The sequence below is a fragment of the Nocardia sp. genome (assembly GCF_025465275.1).
GTDB lineage: Bacteria > Actinomycetota > Actinomycetes > Mycobacteriales > Mycobacteriaceae > Nocardia.
Genome location: NZ_JAODNK010000093.1, coordinates 1 through 20,294 on the forward strand (window position 1 = coordinate 1; position 20,294 = coordinate 20,294).

Here is a 20,294-nt window from a genome sequence, read left to right on the forward strand (position 1 = left end):
ATCTTCTTCATGACGGATCTGGCCAAGAAGCTGACCGTGCCCACCCAGATGGAGTTCATGGCGGTCTCGTCCTACGGGTCCTCCACCTCGTCCTCGGGCGTGGTGCGGATCATGAAGGATCTGGACAAGGACATCGCCGGGCGCAATGTGCTGATCGTCGAGGACATCATCGACTCCGGTCTCACGCTCTCCTGGCTGCTGCGCAATCTGTCCAGCCGTAATCCGGCCTCGCTCGAGGTCGTGACGCTGCTGCGCAAGCCCGATGCCCTGCGCACCCAGGTGGATGTGATGGCGGTCGGTTTCGATATCCCGAACGAGTTCGTTGTCGGGTACGGCCTCGACTATGCCGAGCGGTACCGCGATCTGCCCTACATCGGCACCCTGGACCCGAAGGTCTACGGGGGCTAGGAATTTTTCGAGGCGGCCGCTTCCGGAGTCTCGAATCGATCTTCGCTTTTGCCTTGATGTGATGAAACTCACTGCGGTCCGGAGGTTAGCGTTCGGACGTTTGCCGAGGGTCGTTGCTGGGTGTCGGCGGTGGAGTCGCGCCGGTCGGCGGGGGTGTGTAGCGTGGTGCATGTTACTGCTGGTCACATGTCCGTATGGATTCTGGGGTCGCCCACAAGGCGCAATGGCCAGGAGTTCGCGGTGCCGGTTACCGGAATGTTTCGGGCTGGACCTATGCTGTCTGTAACAAACCTGACGGCTGTTTTCCGCTTCTCATTCAAACTTTTGGGTCGGATACCGCTGGCAATTCAAGACCGATTCTGATAGCAAGGGGCTATGGACCCGCATTTGCGCGACCTGCGGTATTTCGTCGCCGTCGCTGAGGAACTGCATTTCACCAACGCCGCCCAGCGGTTGCACATTGCACAGCCGACGCTGTCCCGGCAGATTCGGCAGCTGGAGCGTCAGCTCGACGTGGTCCTGTTCGACCGCAATCAGCGCAGTGTGGCACTGACTGTCGCAGGCAAAGAACTGCTCGAGGGCGCCCGGCGCATCCTCGAGCTCTGGGAGGTCACCAACGTCGCCCTGCAGGAGGCCGGTGAGGTGCTGCGCGTAGGCATCCAGTCCTCCATAGGGCGTGGGTTGATCACGGATCTGGAGAGCGCCAGCGGCCATCGGCTCGCCCTGCACTCCGCGTCCTGGACCGACCCGTCCAGTGGCCTGGCAGGCCGCCAGGCGGATCTGGCGCTCATGTGGCTGCCCGTACCCGATACCGGCCGCTATCGCTGGCAGGTGCTGCGTACCGAGCCACGGTGGGTGCTGCTGTCGGAGAACCACGCACTGGCCAACCAGGAAACCATCGAATTCGCGGATCTCGCCGACGAAGCCTTCGTCGCGATGCCCGCCGAAGCCGGTGCGGCCCGCGACTTCTGGCTCGGCGCCGACGCCCGCGGCGGTCGCCAGGCCAAGATCGGTGCGGAAGCGGCCACCGCCGAGGAGCGCCTCGAGGCGGTCTCCCTCGGACTCGGTGTCTGCCTGCTCGCCGAGAACAATGTGCCGATGTACCGCTGGCCCGGCCTGACCGCACGACCCGTCTCCGGACTGGCACCGTGTGAACTCGCCGTCGCCTGGCGTGCCGACGACGATCGACCGACCATCCTCGAGTTCGCGGCCCGCGTGCTCGAAGGCGGTTTCGCCGATCGGGAACCGGTCGCCGCGCAGTAGAGATCGAGCCCGAACGGGCGGCGGCAATGAGTCGGAGGCAATGCCGCCACCGTGAGGGCAACAACGAAAAGAGGCAGTCCCGCCGGATCCGGCGGGACTGCCTCTTTCGTATGCAAGTTCCCGGGATGACGAGGGACATGCCGGGATGACGAGGGAGCTGTGCGGCGGGAGCAGCTGTCAGGGTGCGGTGCGCTGCCACGGTTGTGCGGCTTCCAGTTGGGCCGCCAACTCCAGCAGCGTGCCCTCACTGCCCGGCGGGCCCGCCAGCTGTGCCGCCACGGGCGTCCCGGTGCGCGGGTGCACACCCATCGGCACCGAGATGGCGGGCCAGCCGACCAGATTCCACAGCGGTGTGAACGGTGAGAACCGCACGCTGGCAGCCACATTGGCCAGCCACGGCCGGGAATGCCAGCGGCGGGCCCGGGGCGGCGGCGCCGCGAGCGTGGGCGTGATGACCACGTCGTAGCGCTCGAAGTAGTCGAGCAGCCGGGCCTCGACCCGATCTACCTGCGCCGGGCGCAGGAAACCGGATTTCAGCACCAGCCTGCCCAGCGCCGCATGCGTACGGGTGCGGCGCTGTAGCAATTCCGGGTGCGGGACGATGACGGCCTCGCGCGCGGCATTGGCCAGCCAGCGCAGCGCGAGCGCGAAAGTCGCACCCTGATAGGGGAGTTCGGCCACACCGATGGTGTGCCCGGCGAGCGAAGCGGCGGAGGCGGCCCGGTCGGCGGCGGCGATCCAGGCACGATCCACCCGGGACATCGGTGTCGGCGGCGCGGTGGCCAGGCCGATGCGCAGCGTCTTGGGTGCGCCCAGTTCGGCGAGGGCGGGACGATCGGCGAGCACCGACAGCATGAGCGCCGCATCCGCGACAGTTGTTGCCAGCACCCCGTTTTCGGTCATGCCGCCCCACGAATCCACGCCCACGTCGGCGGGTACCAGGCCGCGGCCCGGCTTCATACCGACCACACCGCAGCAGGCGGCGGGAATGCGCACCGAACCCAGGCCGTCATTGCCGTGCGCGATGGCGACCATGCCGGAGCCGACCGCCGCACCGGAGCCGCCCGACGAGCCGCCGGCGCTGAAGCGGGCATTCCAGGGACTGCGGGTAATGCGATCGGGGGTATCGGTGACGCCCCAGAGACCGAATTCGGGAACCGTGGTGAGGCCGACGATGACCGCGCCGGCCGACCGTAGTCGGCGCACGATCACATGATCGGCGGTGGCGGGCGCATCGGCGCCCGCCAGCGAGCCGGCCCGGGTCACCTCACCCTGCACATCGATATTGTTCTTCACCGCGACCGGTACCCCGGCCAGCGGCAGCACATCCAGGTCCGGGCGCTCGGCCAGCGCGCGCGCCTCGGCGCGGGCGGCTTCGTCGCGAACCAGGCTGAAGGCGTTCAGTTTCCGATCCTGCGCGCGAATGCGGCCCAGGATTTCCTCGACCATCTGTTCGGCGGTCACCGAACCGTTCTGGACGGCGGCGGCGATACCGATCGCGGTGGCGGTGTCGAGCGGGGGGAGGGAGTCCGGCGCGATATCGGCCGCTTCCGAATCTGCCTCTGCGAGGGCCGGCGCGTTCGACTCGGCGGGCACCTGGGAATCGAGGGCTCGAGGATCGCGGTCTGCGGAGGCCGGGGAGAGGGGGTCGGCGGGGAGGGGGGAGGCCGATCCGGTGTCGCTGTCGGTGGTCGGTTGCGCTTCTGGACTGGTGTTCTTATCGGTCTTATCGTTTGTATTCACCACTACCTCGCTCACCGCGGTGAGCCCCGCTAGCGCGGTGCCCTCGTCGTACATGCTGGTGTTCCCCCGTCGCCTCGAGTTCGAAATCGGGTGATCCGCTGTTCAGCCGCAAGTTATCATTCCGGCAATTGCTCGGGGATGATGATGTCGGGTGTGGCGGATTATTATCCGTACCGAGCCAGAGGGATGCGGACATGGCTTCAGGTTCCGAGCACCGCTCCGGCCGTCACTCGGCCGGAACGGAATTCAGTGTGATCGCCGCCTTCACTGCGGCCTGGGGCGCCGGAGCCGCGCCGCCGGAGATCGCCGATTTCCTGCCCGACGCCAGCGCCCTGCGCCGCGCCGCGCTGCTGGACCTGATCCGGGTGGATATGCGCCATCGCTGGCTGCGCCGACCCGGCGCTACGCCCGATCGGATGCAGAAGCGGCTCACGGAATATTGCGCGGAATTCCCCGAACTCACACCGGCGGATCTGCCCGCCGGGCTGGTGTACGAGGAATTTGTCATTCGCCGGCACAGCGGCGAACGCGTGGACCCGCGCGATTGCCTGCGCGAATATCCTGATCAGGCTTCCGAGCTGCGGGAACTGCTCAATGCCGATGATGAGGACCAGAGCACGCGGCGGGCGGCGCTGGAGGAATCCACCCGGGCGGGGCTCGACGAGTCCACGACGGCCGGGGCCGCGCCGGTGGCGGGCGGCGACGAGTCCACGCGCGCGGGCGCACCGTCCGAGGAATTCACCCGGGCGGCGGAGATGCTCGACGAGCTCACCGGCGCGGCGGGAGATGTTTTCGGCGAATCCACCTACATAGGCCGGCCGCTCGACGAATTCAGCCGGGGGACAGGTGCGTTCGGCGAATCCACGCACGCCGGGAGCCCGCTCGACGGCGACAGCACGCGGGTCCCGGAGCCCGATGAACTCACCCAGCACACCGATGCCGCGCGGCCGACCGTCCACCCGGACGACGGCACCCGGGTCACCGACGGCGGTCTCAGCACACCCGAAACCGGGGAGCTGCTCGACCGCATCGAAATCGGCCAGCGCATAGACGATTTCGATCTGCTCACGCAGCTGGGCAGTGGGGCGTTCGCGCGGGTGTTCCTGGCGCGGCAGCGGTCGCTGCAACGCCTGGTGGCGGTGAAGGTGTCCGCCGATCACGGAACCGAACCGCAGACCCTCGCGCAGCTCGACCACGACTACATCGTGCGGGTGTTCGACCAGCGGATCATCTCCGGTATCCGCACCGAATCCGGGCGCCGGCTGCGGCTGCTGTACATGCAGTTCCTGCCCGGCGGCACTCTGCTCGGTGTGCTGCGCTGGGTGCGCGCCACCCCGAACGCCGAACGCAGTGGGCAATTGCTGCTCGATGCCGTCGACGCCGCCATGGAGGAGAAGGGCGAGATCCGGCCCACCGACTCCAGTGTGCGCGCCGAGCTCGCCGGGCTGGATTGGCCGGAAACCGTTGCCTGGCTGGGTCGCAGGCTCGCGGAGGCGCTCGACTACGCCGACGGGCACGGGGTGCTGCACCGCGATGTGAAGCCCGCCAATGTGCTGCTCTCCGCCGAAGCCGTGCCGAAACTGGCCGACTTCAATATCAGCTTCAGCCGCAATCTCGACGATGCCAGCCCGGTGGCCTACTTCGGTGGATCGCTGTCCTACATGTCGCCGGAACAGTTGGAGGCCTGCCACCCGGGGCGCGCCCGCGCCGCCGCCGACCTGGACACGCGCGCCGACATCTTCTCGCTCGGCGTGGTGCTGTGGGAATTGCTCACCGGCGCAAAACCATTCGACGATTCCACCGCCGGGCCCGGCGATCACGGCGACCGCACCACCTTGGAAGCCATGCTCGACCGCCGGCGCGGCGGGGTCGATGCCACAGCGCTGGAACGGGTGCCCGGCGACTGTTCGGCCGCGCTGCGCCGGGTCCTGCTCACCTGCCTCGCTCCCGATCGCGAGGACCGCTGGAGCAGCGGCGCACTGCTCGCCGCCCAGCTGGAGATGTGCCTGGACGAACGCGCCCGCAATCTGGTCGACCCGCCACCGCGCAGTTGGCGGATGCGGCTGCGGCCGTGGCTGATTCCGCTGGTGACCATTGCCGTCGCGATTCCGAACCTGATCGCCACCGTGTACAACATCATGCACAACAACACGCTGATCATCGACCGCCTCCCGGCGGACGCCCAGCACACGTTCACGCTCGTGACCGCGACGGTGAACGCGCTGTTCTATCCGATCGGCATCGCGGTGATCATCTACCTGTGCCGGTATGTGATCTCGGTGCCGCGAGGTCTGCGCAAGGGCCGGGTGTACGACCCGGAGACGCTGCGGCGGGCCCGTGCCGATGTACTGCTGTGCGGGGAACGCATTTCGTTCGTCGTGTTCTCTGCGTGGGTGCTGGCGGGCGCCACTTTCCCGATTGCATTGCGACTGGCCACCGGTGAGATACCGACCCGCGGCATGGTGCACTTCGTGGTGTCGATCGTGGTGTGCGGGGCCATGGCCGTGGCGTATCCGTTCTTCCTGGTCACCTTCTATCTGGTGCGATGCATCTATCCGATATTCCTGCGGCACGGCGATATCAGTGCCGAGGATGCCGTCTGGCTGCGCCGGCTGGGCCGCCGCTGCACCACCTATCTGGCGGTGGCGGCCTCGGTGCCGCTGCTGGCGGTGGCGGGCGTGACATTCCTTCCGCCCACCGACATTCCGCTCGTGATCGTCGCGGTGCGGGTGCTCAGCGTCGGCGGGATCGTGGCCTTCGTGGGCGTGTACGTGCTGTTCCGGGCCCTCGAAGCCGATCTGCAAGCGCTGGAACGCGTGGTGGCGCCGGGGCATCGGGTGCACCATGCGGGGGAACCGACGGGTGCCGGATCGTGAACGAGTCTCCGGGACTGGCGGTCTCGCGTTTCGCCGCCGACTGGGAGTCCACACTGCGCGGTGACCGCGAGGAGCCGCCGCGACTGGCACGGTATGTGCCCGACGGATGGGAACTGCGGCTCGACGTCCTCACCGCGCTGGTGCGCATCGATATGCGGCAGCGGTGGCGGCGTGCGGGACTGGAGAAGCGAATCACGGACTACCGCACGGAATTTCCCGAAGTCACCGGCAGCCCCGACTTCGCCGATCTGGTGTGCGAGGAGTACCTGGTCCGCAGCCGCTACCGGTCCCTCGACGTCGATACCTTCACCGCCGAATATCCGGAGGTGGCCGGCGAGATCCGCCGCCGCTTCGCCGACGGCGGCAGTGCCGCCCCCACCCCGCCGCCGACCCTGCCCGAAGGCATCGAAATCGGCCGCAGCCTGGACGATTTCGACCTGCTCACCGATCTGGGCGGTGCCGACCACAGCCGTATGTTCCTGGCCCGCCAGCGCTCCATGCAGCGCCTCGTCGCCGTCCGCGTGGAACCCGGCGGCGACAGCGACACCCCCACTGTCGCCCAACTCGATCACCACTACATAGTCCGCGTCTTCGATCAGCGCCTCGTCGCCGACGGCAGCACCGGAAAACCCTTGCGCCTCTTGTACATGCAATACCTCCCCGGCGGCACCGCCGAAGGCGTCCTCACCCTGCTGCGCGCCCAACGGGCGGCTGCGCACTCCGGCCCGACGAGGCCTGTAGCCGTGACGACGCCCGGAGCCGTGGAAGGTACCGGGTCGGATTCCGAAAGTCCTGAGGGGTTCGATCGTGTCGGAGCTGCCCAGGCCACCGGGGCCGACGGCGGGCTCGGGACCGTTGGCGATGCCGGAGAGGCTGCGGGCGAGGCGCATTCGGCAGGCACTCCCGTTCGTGCGCACGGGGGCGTCGGCGCGGCTGCCAGGGGGACGGTGTTCGGCGGTGCGCTGCTGCTGCGGGCGGTGGATTCAGCCATGGAGGCCAGAGGGGAGATTCGGCCGGCGGATTCTCGGGTGCGGCGGGATATCGCGGCCTTGAGCTGGCCGGAGACGGTGGCCTGGGTGGGGCGGCGGTTGGCGGAGGCGCTCGATCATGCCGAGCGGCACGGGGTGCTGCATCACGATATTCGGCCGGGCAATGTGCTTTTCACGGCGGAGGGCGTGCCGAAGCTGGCGGATTTCGCGCTCGGGGCGCTGTATTGGAATACCGGGCTGCCGGGGGCCGCGGGCGTGACGGCCGATGATCCGGCCGGGCTGCGCTGGCGGTCGCCGGAGGCGCTCGCGGCACGGCTCGATCCGACCGCCGCGCTGCCCGACACGCGTAGCGATATCTATTCGCTCGCCGTGCTGCTGTGGGAAATGCTCACCGGCACAGCACCATTCGATGACCCCTCGTCGGACGGGGCGTCCGGGCACGAGGTGGTGACCGGCATGCTGGACCGGCGGCGGGCGGGCGTGCCGGAGTCCGCGCTCGCCGCACTGCCCGCGGACACTCCGGCCGCACTGCGGCGTGTGCTGCTGGAATGCCTGCATCCCGATCCGGCGGGCCGCTGGCAGAACGGCGCGGAACTGGCCGGACAGCTCGACCTGTGCATGGATGCCCGCGCCCGCGATCTGGTGGACCCACCACCGAAGAGCCTGCGCGTCAGGGCCCGTCGCTGGCCGGTGCCCATTGCGGCAGTCTGCGTCGGACTGCCGAATGCGCTGGCGAGTATGTACAACATCCGGCTCAATCAGAGTCTGATCGTGGACCGGATGCCGATAACGGACCAGCACCGCTTCGAAGCGGTCGCGCTGGTGAACAATGCCATTGCCTTCCCGCTGGCCGCGCTGCTGCTTTTCTGGCTGGCCCGGCGGCCGCTCACCGTGTCCTACCGGCTGGCGCGCGGCCGCCAGTACAGCGCCGCCGAACTGGCACGCGCCCGATCCGACACCCTGCTGATCGGGGAGCGGTCGGTGTGGGTGCCGTTCGCCGCGTGGATGATCGCGGGCGTGGTGTGGCCGCTGGCGCTGTCGGCCGCCGGGGCGCAGCTGCCGCGGCACACCTTCGCGCACTTCCTCGCGGCGCAACTGGTGTGTGCGGCTATCGCTTTGGCGTATCCGTATTTCCTGATCACGGTGTATTCGGTGCGCTCGCTGTACCCGCAGTTGCTGGCGCGCGGTGCGGTGGGCGCCGCCGACCGGCGGCAACTCGCGGCGCTGGCCCGGCGTAGCAATGTGTATCTGGCAGCGGCGGCGTCGGTGCCCCTGCTCGGCGTGGCCACCGCGACCTTCGTCTCGCCACTGGATCTGGAACTGGTGATCGTGCCCGTGCGGTGGTTGAGCGTGGGCGGCATCCTGGCCTTCGTGGTCTCCTACCGGCTGTTCCGATTGCTGGAAGAGGACCTGCAGGCACTGGTGCGCGCCATACCCCGGGGCGCGCCGTGATTACGTAAGGTTGGCCCCCGTGAACCGCGGCAGTGTCGAAACTTCCCTGGCGGAACTCGCGGCGCGTATCCGGCGGCGGGCGGACGGATATCCCGGCCGATTCGTCCTCGGGATCGCCGGACCACCCGGTGCGGGCAAATCCACTCTCGCCCGTGGGATTCGTGACGAACTCAATCTGGCCGCGGGCGCCGCACTCGCCGAAGTCGCGCCCATGGACGGGTTTCACCTCACCAATGCGCAATTGATCGCACTCGGGGAGCTGGGTCGCAAGGGCGAACCCGATACCTTCGACGCGGGGGCCTATGTCGACCTGCTGCGCACCCTGCGCAGCGCACCCCTCGGCAGCCTCGTGCCCTGGCCCACCTACAGCCGCGAAATCCACGAACCCGTCCCCGGCGGAGTCGTTTTCGACCAGCAGAGCATCGTGATCACCGAGGGCAACTATCTGCTGCTCGACGACGACATCAGCCCCGGCTGGTCCGCCGTCCGGCCCCTGCTCGACGAAACCTGGTATTTGGACGTCCCCCGTCCGATCATCGAACAACGCCTGCTGCGCAGGCACATTCGCGGCGGCCGCACTCCGGAGGCAGCGAAAACCAAAGTCGCGCAGAGCGATCTGCTCAATGCCCGGCTGGTCGAAGGCACCCGCCTCCGCGCCGATCTGGTGCTGCGCAAGTCCGGCCGGGCCTACCGCATCGTTTAGCGGCGCATCCAAGCGCGCGTGCCTACCCAACCGCAGGACAGCGTGGCCGCGTCCGCCGCATGACGCAGTGCAAGCGGGAAAGGCTCACCCGCGGTGTGGAAGTGGCAGAACGCGCCGTGCAGGATATCGCCCGCGCCGAGCGTATCCACCGCTTCCGCTGCCGGAACCGGGATCTCACCGCGCGCACCCGGCATCGAGTAGATGATCGGTTGCGCACCATGGGTGATCGCGACCTGCGGCACGCCGACAGCGTGGAGATAGTCGAATACCGCCGCATCCGAATCCGCCCGCACACCAGGCGGTGTGAAGGCGGCTGAACAGATAGCGATATCCACCAGCGGTAGTAGTTCGGTGTGTACCTCCCGCCATCGTCCGGCGTCGAGCACGACCGGTACGCCCGCCCTTCGCGCCGCCGCCGCGAGACGCAGGGCGGGCTCCGCGTAGTGACCGTCCACGAGCACCACCGCCGCCTGATGCAGATGTTCGGCGCCGGTGCTGTCGAACGGCGCGTGCACCCGGGACCCGTCCAGCGACACGATGGTGCGGGTGGCCGCGCCGGTGGCGACAATGATCGAGGACACCGGCGGCTGCTGATCACCATCGGGCGTCAGATCGGTGATTCCCACCCCGTGCTGCTCCAGATCACCGCGAATCAGTTCCGCCAGTGGGTGTTTGCCCAGCGCCGTCACCAGCGTCGGCACCCGGCCCGACAGGAAGGCGTACGCCACCGCCGCATTGGCGGCCGGCCCGCCCGCACCCAGGAACAGATCGTCGGCCTGTGTCTTGCTGTCCTCGACCGGATACCGCTGCACGGCATAGGCGAGATCCAGCGTCGACAGTCCGGCGAACACCGCTCCGTTGTTGTCCATTCGCCGACGATACGGGGCTACCGTGGTGGAAACGGGGAGGTAAGGCAGACAATGGAATTGACCAAGGGCGCGAATGCGCCGATCGATACCGACGAGGTCGTCGTCGAGGTCACCGCGGCGGCGCCGGTGGATGTAGCGGCCCTGCTGCTCACCGCTGCGGGAAAAGTCCGCTCCGACAACGATTTCATCTTCTACAACCAGCCGAACGGACCCGGCGTCACCGCGCAACCGCCCAATACCATTCGGATCGAGACCCGCCAGGTGCCCGCCGATATCGAGAAAGTGGTGGTCACCGCCAGCCTGGATGGTTCCGGACCGGTCAACTGGGGCACTGCCGGGCGGCTGAGTATCGCCCTCATCGACCCGCAGCGCCACACCACCCTGGCCACCTTCACCCCGGCCGACCTGAACACCGAAACCGCCCTGATCGCCGTGGAACTGTATCGGCGGCAGGGTGTTTGGAAGGTGCGCGCGGTCGGTCAGGGTTATGCCGATGGACTCGCGGGCATTGCCACCGACTTCGGGATCACCGTCGACGACGCCCCGCAGGCCGCCCCGCAGCCCGGACCCGTGCCGCCGATGGTCCCGCAGCCGATGCCGCCGACCGCCTCCCCGCCCTATCGTCCGGCGGCGCCTTATCAGCCGCCGGTGTACCAGCAGCCTGCGCCATATGGGCAGTCGCCGACTTATCCACAGCCTGCGACTTATCCACAGCCGATGTCCCCACCACCGGTTTCCTACCCGCAGGCCCCGACTTATCCACAGCCGCCGTCTTATCAACCGCCGTCGGGCTATCCGCCGCCGATGGCAACACCACCGCCTGGTGTGCCGCCGCCGGCCCCCACGGCGCCACCGAGATTCGGCGAGCCGACGGTGAACCTGGACAAGGGCCGGGTCTCCCTCAGCAAGAGCGAAACCGTCTCGCTCACCAAGCAGGGCGCGCCGTCACTGACGCGGGTTCGCATGGCGCTCGGATGGGATCCGGCGCGGCGCGGCAAATCCATCGACCTGGACGCCTCCGTGGTCGCCTACAACAAACGCGCCAAGGATCTCGGCAAGGTCTGGTTCGTGAAACTCACGGGATTCAAAGGCGCCATTCGACATTCGGGCGACAATCTCACCGGCGCCGGTAAAGGCGACGACGAGGTGATTTCGGTGGACCTGTCCGCGCTACCGCCCGACGTCTATGCACTGGTATTCACCGTGAACTCGTACTCCGGCCAGAAATTCGACGAGATCAAGAGCGCGTTCTGCCGACTGGTGGACGACAACTCCGGCGCCGAGCTGGTGCGTTTCGAATTATCCCGCGGCGAGGCGCGCACCGGCCTGTTCATGTGCATGCTCACCCGGAGCCCACAGGGCTGGAATATGACCGCCCTCGGCGAATACGGCGACGGCGCGACGGTGAGCAAAATGGTCGATCCGGGTAAGCGATTCGTCCTGGCTACCGTGCACTGACTCGGTAGGCGAAATACGCGGGCCGCGAACGGATTTCCCCGTCCGCGGCCCGATCGTACTGTGTGACTGTCAGTTACCGGTGTCCCGCACCCGCGACTCGTACGCCTTGCGGGCATCGGAATCGACATCGTCGAGGAACGCGTTCTGCGCACCCAGCGCCCGCCCGATGGCATCGCCGACCGACTGCGGCAGCAGCCCGACCACCTGGGCGATGATCCCGGCCACCGCGGTCACGCGCGCCTTGGCCTTCGGTTCCACGATCAGCTTGGCGATCGCGTCCGCGATCTCCTCCGGCTCGGCCGGGCGCAGCAGCTTGGGAGCCGTAACACCCGATCCCAGTTCGGTATTCGTGAGCGTCGGCAGCACCGAGGAGAAGTTCAGCCCGGTGCCCCGGTACTCCTCCCGCACCGTATCGGTGAAGCCCAGCACCGCGTGCTTGCTCGCGTTGTAGGTGGCCAGACCCGGAATATGGGTCTCACCCGCCAGCGACGCGATATTGATGACATGCCCGCGCCCACGCGGCAGCATGCGCGCCAGCGCCAGCTTGGAACCGAGAATCACGCCGTACACATTGATATCGAGAATGCGCCGGGTGATCTGATCGGATTCGTCCACCACCCGCCCGGTCGGCATGATCCCGGCATTGTTGATGAGCACATCGATCGGCCCGAGCCGCTTCTCGACATCATCGAGGAACGCCTCGAACGACTGCTGATCGGTGACATCGAGACGGCCGTACACCTCGAAACCCTGTGCCGCACCGGACTCTTTGACGCTGACCTCGTCGATATCGCCGATGGCGATCTTCGCGCCCAGCGCCTGCAGCGCCTTGCCGGTGGCCAGGCCGATGCCGCGCGCACCGCCGGTGATCACCACGACCTTGCCGGTGATACTACTGAAGTCGGTCACTTGGTCCCCTTCACGGTGTCGAAAACCGCCTGCACGCTCAACCGGCGCAGCCCGCGCGCACCCGCGGCCCGCATGGCCGCCAGCGAGAACGCCAGCTTGGTCGGCGAATACGGGAACCACAGCAGCTCTTTGGTCTGCGTGGGCAGGATCGGCTTGGTGATCGCCTGCTGACGGCAGTACTTGCGCACGCCGTTCGCACCGCCCCAGCGCGCACCCACACCGGACAGCCCCCAGCCGCCCATGGGCAGCGCGAAGCTGAACATATTGGAGAACACGTCGTTGATGTTCACCGCGCCCGCATTCAGCTGGCGCGCAATGCGTTCCGCGCGATCCTTGTCACCGCTCCACACCGAGGCGGAGAGACCGAAGATCGAATCATTGGCCAGCCGAATGGCTTCCGCCTCGTCGGCGACCTTCATGACCGGAATCGTCGGGCCGAAGGTCTCCTCGGTCATACAGGTCATGGAGTGATCGACATCGGCCAGCACGGTCGGCTCGAACAGCGTGCCGACACCGGTGCGCTTACCGCCGGTGAGCAGCCGCGCACCCTGCTTCACGGCGTCCTCGACATGTCGCTGCACGATATTCGCCTGCGCCTCGTTGGCCAGCGCGCCCATGTCGTACTTGGGTTCCCGGCCGTCGACACCCTGGCGGACCTCCTTGACGGCGGCGGTCAGCTTTTTCAGGAATTCGTCGTAGACCGGGGCTTCGACGTACACCCGCTCCACCGAAATGCATACCTGGCCGGCATTGAACAGACCGCCGAAGGCGATACCGTGCGCGGCCCGATCCAGATCGGCGTCGGCGAGCACAATGGCCGGATCCTTACCGCCCAGCTCGAGGCTGTACGGGATCATGCGCTCGGTGCAGGCCGCGGCGATCTTGCGACCGGTCGGCGTAGAGCCGGTGAACTGCACGTAGTCGACACTGCCGACCACGGCTGCACCCGTCTCGCCCGCGCCGGTGACCACCGTGAGCACCGGCGGCGCACCGATCTCACGCCAGCCACGCGCCAGCTCGAGCGCCGAAAGCGGGGTCACCTCAGAGGGTTTCAGAATGACGGCGGCGCCGGCGGCCAGCGCCGGAATCACATCGATGACCGGCATGGCCAGCGGGAAGTTCCACGGCGTGATGACACCGACGACCTGATACGGCCGGAATACCCGGGTCAGCGACTTCACCCGAGCGAGCGGGCTGTGCGGTGAAGGATGTTCGTCCGCAAGGAATTTCGCGGCCCGGCGGGCGTAGTAGCCGGTGAGGTCGATGGAGAAGGCCGGGTCGATGAGAGCGTCGATACGCGCCTTACCGGTCTCGGACTGCAGTACGTCGGCGAGCTTGTCGGTGTTGTCGACCAGCCAGTCCTGCAGCTTCAGCAGCCACTCCTTGCGGCCGTCGGGGCCGATGGCCTCCCACTCCGGCTGATGCAGGCGCAGCTGCGCGACCTGCTCGGCAACCGTCTCGGCCGAATCGATCGGCACCGTGCCCGCGAGCTCACCGGTCGCGGGATTGCGGACCTCGAACTCGGTCGGCGCGGCCGGCTGCGGAGCCGCCGTGGCGGCCGGTTTCGGCGCGGTCTTGGTACCGGCGGGCTTACGCGCCGCGGTCTTGCGGACGGTGCCCGCCTCGGCGGGTTCGGTATTGGTCACGATGTGCTCTCCCACGTGCGCTGCATTGCGAACCGGATCGGCTCTGTGAACTGTGCGACAACTCACTGAACTATGATCGTGACACAATTTCGGCAGCACATTCTTGGCACGGGGAGTCAAGGATTCCGTGCGGTTTTGTACTTTGAGCACAAATCTGGAGGTCCACTCGTGGTTATGGCGGAGACCAGCCCGGTCACCCGGCAGTGGATCGCCGACTTCGTCGCCGAAACCCTGCGCACCGAGACCCTCGAACAGGTCATCACCCGCCTCGACAATGCCATCATCGCCCGCATTCCGGAACTGCGCGACCGGGATATGCGCCGCGATCTCGCCGCCAGCACCCGCGCCCACGCCTTCGAAGTACTCAGCGGGCTCACCCAGGACCGCTTCGACTATCCGGTCCCGGAACAGGCGCACGCCTTCGCCCGCACCATCGCCCGCCGCGGTCACGATGTGCGCTTCCTGCTGCGTGTCTACCACGTCGGCCAGGAGGCCCTGCTCGAATACATGGCCGAGGTCGTCGGGCAGGGCCAACTGCCCCGCGATATCGAAAGAGACGTGCTGCTAAGGCTTTTCGACCGGTCCACGCGCTGGATCAGCACCTCGGTGGAAACGCTCACCGACACCTACATGCAGGAGCGGGAGAGCGGACTGCGCGCCGCCCTCAACCAGCGCGCCGAAATCGTGCGCGCCCTGCTGGACGGCGGCGACCTCGATGTCGAAGTCGCGTCGGCCCGGCTCGGATACCGGCTCGCGCAACGGCATCTCGCCCTGGTGCTGTGGACCGAGGAGGGGCCCGGCCTGGCCCCGCCCGACGGCGGTGACGATGTCGCGGGCCTGCTGGACCGGGTCGCGACCCGGTGCGCGACCGCGCTGGGCAATGGCAGCGTCCTCACGGTCCCCTCCGGGGCCGCCGCGCTCTGGGCGTGGATCGGCCTGGACGACGACCTCCCGGACCCCGCACTGGCCACCTGGCCCGTCGAATCGCCGGTGCGGGTGGCGGTCGGAGTACCGGCGGCGCAGGTGACCGGATTTCGCCGCAGCCATCGCGAGGCGATCGCGACCCGGCAGGTCGCCGAACGCGCCCGGCCCGCGCTGCCGCGCGTGCTGCACTATCCGGAAATAGAAGTGGCCTATCTGGCCGGAACCGACGAACCGGCGATGCGGGCGCTCATCGAACGGGAACTGGGCGCGCTCGCGGCGCCCGACCTGCATTCCGCACGCCTACGCGAAACTCTGCACGCCTATTTGCGGGCGCGGCGCAGTCCGGATGCTGCCGCGAAAATACTGGGCGTGCACAAGAACACCGTGCGCTACCGAATTCAGCGCATAGAGGAACTACTCGGGCCGCGCTCGCTCGACCAACGCGGCCCGCGCCTGGAAATCGCGCTCGACTGCGTTGCCGTCTACGGCGTCTAGCGGGCTAACTCGCATCCTCGTCGAGGGCGGCGTCCCGGGCGGCGATGCGGCGCAGCGGCGGCTCGCTCTGCGGCGGCACCCGGCGATCGGGCAACTCCGCCAGCAACTGGGTGGTGGCTGCCGCAATGGCCTCCACCGCCTTGTCGACCGCTGGTTTCGTCGCCGTGGTCAAACCCGAGACCCCACTGACCTTGCGCACGAATTGCTGCGCCGCCGCGTAGATTTCCTGCTCGGTAGCGGCTGGCTCCAGCCCACGCAGGATGGTGATATTTCTACACATGGCCCAGAGAGTAGTCCGGATTCCATTGCATGACAGGGCAAGAATTCAGCCCCGCCAAAGTTCGCACTCCGCCCCCTACTGAGCGCAGCGAAAGACCGAAGCACCCGAACCACATCCACACCAAGTTCGCGGCCCGCCCCGTTCTGGACTGAGTGGAGCGGGGGAGCGAAGCGGAGGAGCGGAGGGAGGGAAGAACGGGGTAACAGGGCCGCGAACCCGCCCGGAGCGAAGCGGAGGGCAAATTAGACACAGCACCCGCCCGGAGCGAAGCGGAGGCAAATTAGACACAGCACCCGCCGGAGCGAAGCGGAGGCAAATATGACCGCGCTGAGACACAATCGAGGTATGCCCGCCCGCGACGTGCCCACGCTGACGACCTTCCCCTACCCGGAGCTCGACCAGCGCGAGGACGACCACTGGTCGGGCGCGCAGGTCTCCGACGACGAATTGCGCGCTCTGGCACTGGGCGGTTTCTACTCCGCCCGCTGGGATGCCTTCCACGATGCCCTGCTACTCGGCCCCGAACGCGAACATCCACTCGGTGACCGCCGGGAACTCGCCATCGACACCCTCACCGGCGCCTGGGGTATCACCGACGGCACCGAGGCCCGGGCATCCATGGAGCAACTGCTGGAGGGCATGCATTCGCCGCTCTACTCGCTGGTGCATCCACTCGTCATGGCCGGCATCAATTCCCCCGAGCGCGACCGCTTCGGCGAGCGCGCCGACCGGCACCGCGCCTTCCTGCGTCAGGTCGGCTCGTTCCGCGGGATGGAGAATCCGGAAGCCCTGGTCCGCGACTACGACATCTGGTCCCAGGCCATCAAACTCGGCCTTACCGAACATCTGGTCCGCCCGCTGCCCACCGATATCCAGGCATGGGACCTCGCCCGCGTGGTCGCCGTCAGCCGCATGGCCTACACGGCCGGCTATCTGGAAGCGGATGTCGCGTGGGACTACCTCATGCGCGCCCTGCCGCTGGCGCAGCGCAAATACCGCAACTGGCGGCAATTCGGTGATGCCTACCTCGCCGGCTGGACCTACTGGCAGGCGTGCGAAGACCTCGCCGAACTCAAATCCGGTGGAGTGGACCGCCGCATGGAACTACTGCGCCTCTGGATGCGCCCGACCAGTCCCTGGCGCCGCATCGAACTGCAGGCCGAAGAAGTGCCGGAACCGGAGGACTAGACCGCATCGAACCGACCCGCCATCCGGCGGGTCGGGAGGGGCCGAATTCCTTTGGCCCTGAGCTCAATCCGGCAGGGACCGGAGAATTCCGCGCCCGTAGCGCTGGAATTGCGCATCGTCGACCATGGCGAGGGAATGCCGTTCCACCAGCAGTTCCCACTCCGAATAAAGCTTCTGCACACCGGGATCGGCGGGACCGGCTGCCCCGTCTGCGGATTCCCGCTGGATCGCGAAATTCAGCGCACCGGTGACCCGTTCGATATCGGCCCGATCCGCGGCAGTGAAATGCCAGGTCAGATTGCCGTCATTGACCTCGACGCCGATCTCGCCCGGCACTGCCACGGTGGTGGACGATTCGTCCGTACTGCGTGCCCACAGCAGGGCCGCGATGGGTAGCTCGTGCGCGAAACGCTTGCTCGCACCGAGCGAGACGAAAATCAGCCGGGTGGTGGTGATGGCAAGCAGCCCGGCGCCTTTCGCCGCGGGCGGCTGCGCATTGACGATCGCGGATTCCAGCACGAACTCGTCGGGGGTGACGTAGCGGTGCAGGGCGGCGATCGCCGTCTTGGCATCCCGCTTGGGCGCCATGCGCCGCACCGCACGATCCACATCGGCGCGGGTGGGACCGCCGCGACCCCAGGACGGTGTGGGCGGAGTCAGATCGGGGGAGGCCACATCGAGGCGCTGCGTGCCCAGGATCTGATTGTTGATGCGCTGCACGATGACGGTGGCGGCAGGCACATCGTGCTCGGCGATGAGTACCGGCAGCGGCGTCCGGTCGGCCGGCACGCCGGTGAGAACGGGGGTGGGATAGCGGAGGTAGATCTCGATCACGACCGCATCGTCCGCGCGGCGGTTCAACCGCACCTTGAGGAGTTCGGCGACCGGGACGTCGAGTACGCGCTCGCCGTCCGTTCCGGGGCGCAGCACCGTCAGTCGCCCGTTGCCGTGCCGCACAATCGCTGTGGGTGTCCGTAGCTCGACTATGTCCATACCCCCTGCGCTCTGTTGTGTCGTCGCTCACGATTAGCCGACCATGCCATCATTGTGACCACTCGGTCCGACACCAGGGGGTGATCGACCCGACGTGTTGCCGCAGTTGGTCGGGGAACCACCTGCGTTCTTTAGCCGTTTACCTGTTGAACTGCACTAGCTGGCGAACTGCGCGATGTATCGACTAGACCGTACGCGGTAACGTGGCATGTCCGCATCCGTTCGTCGGAACGGGCGCGCCACGAACGCATCGCAGGCAAACCGGATACACCCCCCGGAAAGGACTGGCCGTCGGCCGACGCTCTATGAACCGCAAGACTGTGTTCCGCAACCTGGCCATAGTCGCGGGCTTCTTGCTCGTGATCTACCTGGTCAGCTACTTCAGCAACGACACGCGCGGCTGGAAGAGCGTCGACACGTCGGTGGCGCTCTCTCAGCTTCAAGATAAGTCCAACGTCGACTCGGTTCAGATCGACGATAAAGAGCAGCAGCTGCGCATCACGCTGAAGAACGGCAATGATGCCACCGGTGGCGACAAGAAGATCATCGCGAAGTATCCGGGCGGCGGTGAGGTCTCTCAGCAGGTCTTCCAAGCCGCGCAGAATTCGGGTGCGAAGGTCAACACTTCCGTCAAACAGGATTCCTGGCTGAGCCAGATTCTCCTGTTCATGCTGCCCATGGTGATTTTGCTGGGTCTGTTCATCTTCGTGATGTCCCGCATGCAAGGCGGTGGCCGCGGCGGGATGATGGGCTTCGGTAAATCGAAGGCCAAACAGCTGTCGAAAGATATGCCCAAGACCACCTTCGGTGATGTCGCGGGCGCCGACGAGGCTGTCGAAGAGCTCTACGAGATCAAGGACTTCCTCCAACAGCCGGCCCGCTACCAGGCCCTCGGCGCAAAAATCCCGAAGGGCGTGCTGCTGTACGGCCCGCCCGGCACCGGTAAGACCCTGTTGGCCCGTGCGGTCGCGGGTGAGGCCGGTGTCCCGTTCTTCACCATCTCAGGTTCCGACTTCGTCGAAATGTTCGTCGGTGTCGGTGCTTCCCGAGTGCGCGACCTCTTCGAGCAGGCCAAGCAGAACGCCCCCTGCATCATTTTCGTCGACGAGATCGACGCGGTCGGCCGCCAGCGCGGCGCCGGCCTCGGCGGTGGCCACGACGAGCGTGAGCAGACGCTGAACCAGCTGCTGGTGGAGATGGACGGCTTCGGTGAGCGCACGGGCGTCATCATCATCGCGGCCACCAACCGCCCGGACATCCTGGATCCGGCGCTGCTGCGCCCGGGCCGGTTCGACCGGCAGATCCCGGTGAGCAATCCGGACCTGGCGGGTCGCCGCGAGATCCTGCGGGTGCATTCGCAGGGCAAGCCGATCTCGCCCGATGCCGACCTGGAGGGTCTGGCCAAGCGCACCGTCGGCATGTCCGGCGCGGACCTGGCCAACGTGATCAACGAGGCCGCCCTGCTCACCGCGCGTGAGCACGGCAGCGTGATCAACGGTGCGGCCCTGGAAGAGTCGGTCGATCGCGTGGTCGGCGGCCCGCGCCGCAAGTCGCGCATCATCAGTGAGCACGAGAAGAAGATCACCGCCTACCACGAGGCCGGGCACACCCTGGCCGCGTGGGCGATGCCCGATATCGAGCCGGTCTACAAGGTCACCATCCTGGCCCGCGGTCGCACCGGCGGCCACGCCATGACGGTGCCCGAGGACGACAAGGGCCTGATGACGCGGTCGGAGATGATCGCCCGCCTGGTCTTCGCCATGGGTGGTCGCGCGGCCGAGGAACTGGTGTTCCACGAGCCGACCACCGGCGCCTCGTCCGATATCGACCAGGCCACCAAGATCGCGCGCGCCATGGTCACCGAGTACGGCATGAGCGCCCGCCTGGGTGCGGTCCGCTACGGCCAGGAGCAGGGCGACCCGTTCCTGGGCCGCTCGATGGGCACCGCGCCGGACTACTCGCACGAGGTGGCCCGCGAGATCGACGAGGAGGTGCGCAACCTCATCGAGGCCGCGCACACCGAGGCATGGGCGATCCTCAATGAGTACCGCGACGTGCTCGACGACTTGGCCACCGCGCTGCTGGAACGAGAGACGTT

General features: G+C 67.3%; 15 protein-coding genes. 9 read left to right on the plus strand and 6 right to left on the minus strand.

Going from position 1 to position 20,294, the window contains the following annotated elements; all coding sequences use genetic code 11:
* The coding region (gene hpt, locus JWN03_RS22525) for a hypoxanthine phosphoribosyltransferase (RefSeq protein WP_297618393.1) at positions 1-408 on the plus strand (408 nt) is incomplete at its 5' end.
* Between the two features lie 375 nt (positions 409-783).
* Positions 784-1,671 carry a LysR family transcriptional regulator gene (locus tag JWN03_RS22530; protein ID WP_297618396.1) on the plus strand — a complete coding sequence of 296 codons (888 nt, stop codon included), beginning with the start codon at positions 784-786 and terminating at the stop codon, positions 1,669-1,671.
* A 177-nt stretch (positions 1,672-1,848) separates the two neighbouring features.
* Here the strand turns inward: JWN03_RS22530 and JWN03_RS22535 are convergent, their stop codons facing one another.
* Positions 1,849-3,120 (minus strand): amidase, encoded by a 1,272-nt coding sequence (locus JWN03_RS22535; RefSeq protein WP_441343040.1) that lies wholly within the window; start codon positions 3,118-3,120, stop codon positions 1,849-1,851.
* A gap of 488 nt (positions 3,121-3,608) precedes the next feature.
* Here JWN03_RS22535 and JWN03_RS22540 point away from each other — a divergent pair, with 488 nt between their 5' ends.
* The 3 genes from JWN03_RS22540 to JWN03_RS22550 are packed head-to-tail and all read left to right on the plus strand — an operon-like array spanning position 3,609 to position 9,434.
* Positions 3,609-6,290 (plus strand): serine/threonine-protein kinase, encoded by a 2,682-nt coding sequence (locus JWN03_RS22540; protein WP_297618401.1) that lies wholly within the window; start codon positions 3,609-3,611, stop codon positions 6,288-6,290.
* On the plus strand, positions 6,287-8,731 hold the full coding sequence (locus JWN03_RS22545) for a protein kinase domain-containing protein (protein ID WP_297618404.1): 2,445 nt from the start codon (positions 6,287-6,289) through the stop codon (positions 8,729-8,731). The genes JWN03_RS22540 and JWN03_RS22545 overlap by 4 nt, the downstream gene beginning before the upstream one ends.
* Positions 8,732-8,750: 19 nt before the next feature.
* A complete protein-coding gene (locus JWN03_RS22550) occupies positions 8,751-9,434 on the plus strand; it encodes a nucleoside/nucleotide kinase family protein (RefSeq protein WP_297618407.1) in 684 nt (227 codons plus the stop codon).
* Here JWN03_RS22550 and JWN03_RS22555 read toward each other — a convergent pair.
* On the minus strand, positions 9,431-10,303 hold the full coding sequence (locus JWN03_RS22555) for a PfkB family carbohydrate kinase (protein ID WP_297618410.1): 873 nt from the start codon (positions 10,301-10,303) through the stop codon (positions 9,431-9,433). The two genes, JWN03_RS22550 and JWN03_RS22555, sit on opposite strands and share 4 nt — an antisense overlap.
* 51 nt (positions 10,304-10,354) lie before the next feature.
* On the opposite strand from JWN03_RS22555, the gene JWN03_RS22560 reads away from it, so the two are divergent.
* Positions 10,355-11,761 (plus strand): TerD family protein, encoded by a 1,407-nt coding sequence (locus tag JWN03_RS22560; RefSeq protein ID WP_297618413.1) that lies wholly within the window; start codon positions 10,355-10,357, stop codon positions 11,759-11,761.
* A 69-nt stretch (positions 11,762-11,830) separates the two neighbouring features.
* Here JWN03_RS22560 and JWN03_RS22565 read toward each other — a convergent pair whose 3' ends face one another.
* On the minus strand, positions 11,831-12,670 hold the full coding sequence (locus tag JWN03_RS22565) for an SDR family oxidoreductase (protein WP_297618416.1): 840 nt from the start codon (positions 12,668-12,670) through the stop codon (positions 11,831-11,833).
* A complete protein-coding gene (locus tag JWN03_RS22570) occupies positions 12,667-14,316 on the minus strand; it encodes an aldehyde dehydrogenase family protein (RefSeq protein ID WP_297618419.1) in 1,650 nt (549 codons plus the stop codon). The genes JWN03_RS22565 and JWN03_RS22570 overlap by 4 nt, the downstream gene beginning before the upstream one ends.
* Positions 14,317-14,490: 174 nt before the next feature.
* Here JWN03_RS22570 and JWN03_RS22575 point away from each other — a divergent pair, with 174 nt between their 5' ends.
* Positions 14,491-15,735 carry a PucR family transcriptional regulator gene (locus JWN03_RS22575; protein ID WP_297618422.1) on the plus strand — a complete coding sequence of 415 codons (1,245 nt, stop codon included), beginning with the start codon at positions 14,491-14,493 and terminating at the stop codon, positions 15,733-15,735.
* 4 nt (positions 15,736-15,739) lie between these two features.
* Here JWN03_RS22575 and JWN03_RS22580 read toward each other — a convergent pair whose 3' ends face one another.
* The gene (locus JWN03_RS22580; protein WP_297618425.1) at positions 15,740-16,015 is read right to left on the minus strand and encodes a DUF2277 domain-containing protein; all 276 of its coding nucleotides are present in this window, start codon (positions 16,013-16,015) and stop codon (positions 15,740-15,742) included.
* Positions 16,016-16,333: 318 nt separating this feature from the next.
* Here JWN03_RS22580 and JWN03_RS22585 point away from each other — a divergent pair, with 318 nt between their 5' ends.
* Positions 16,334-17,203 carry a DUF1266 domain-containing protein gene (locus tag JWN03_RS22585; protein WP_297618427.1) on the plus strand — a complete coding sequence of 290 codons (870 nt, stop codon included), beginning with the start codon at positions 16,334-16,336 and terminating at the stop codon, positions 17,201-17,203.
* A 63-nt stretch (positions 17,204-17,266) separates the two neighbouring features.
* Here JWN03_RS22585 and JWN03_RS22590 read toward each other — a convergent pair whose 3' ends face one another.
* Positions 17,267-18,196, minus strand: coding sequence for a hypothetical protein (locus tag JWN03_RS22590; RefSeq protein WP_297618430.1), 930 nt, complete (start codon positions 18,194-18,196; stop codon positions 17,267-17,269).
* Positions 18,197-18,501: 305 nt separating this feature from the next.
* Between JWN03_RS22590 and ftsH the strand changes: the two genes are divergently transcribed.
* Positions 18,502-20,294, plus strand: a 1,793-nt coding sequence (gene ftsH / locus JWN03_RS22595) for an ATP-dependent zinc metalloprotease FtsH (protein WP_297618432.1), incomplete at its 3' end; no start/stop codon positions are given.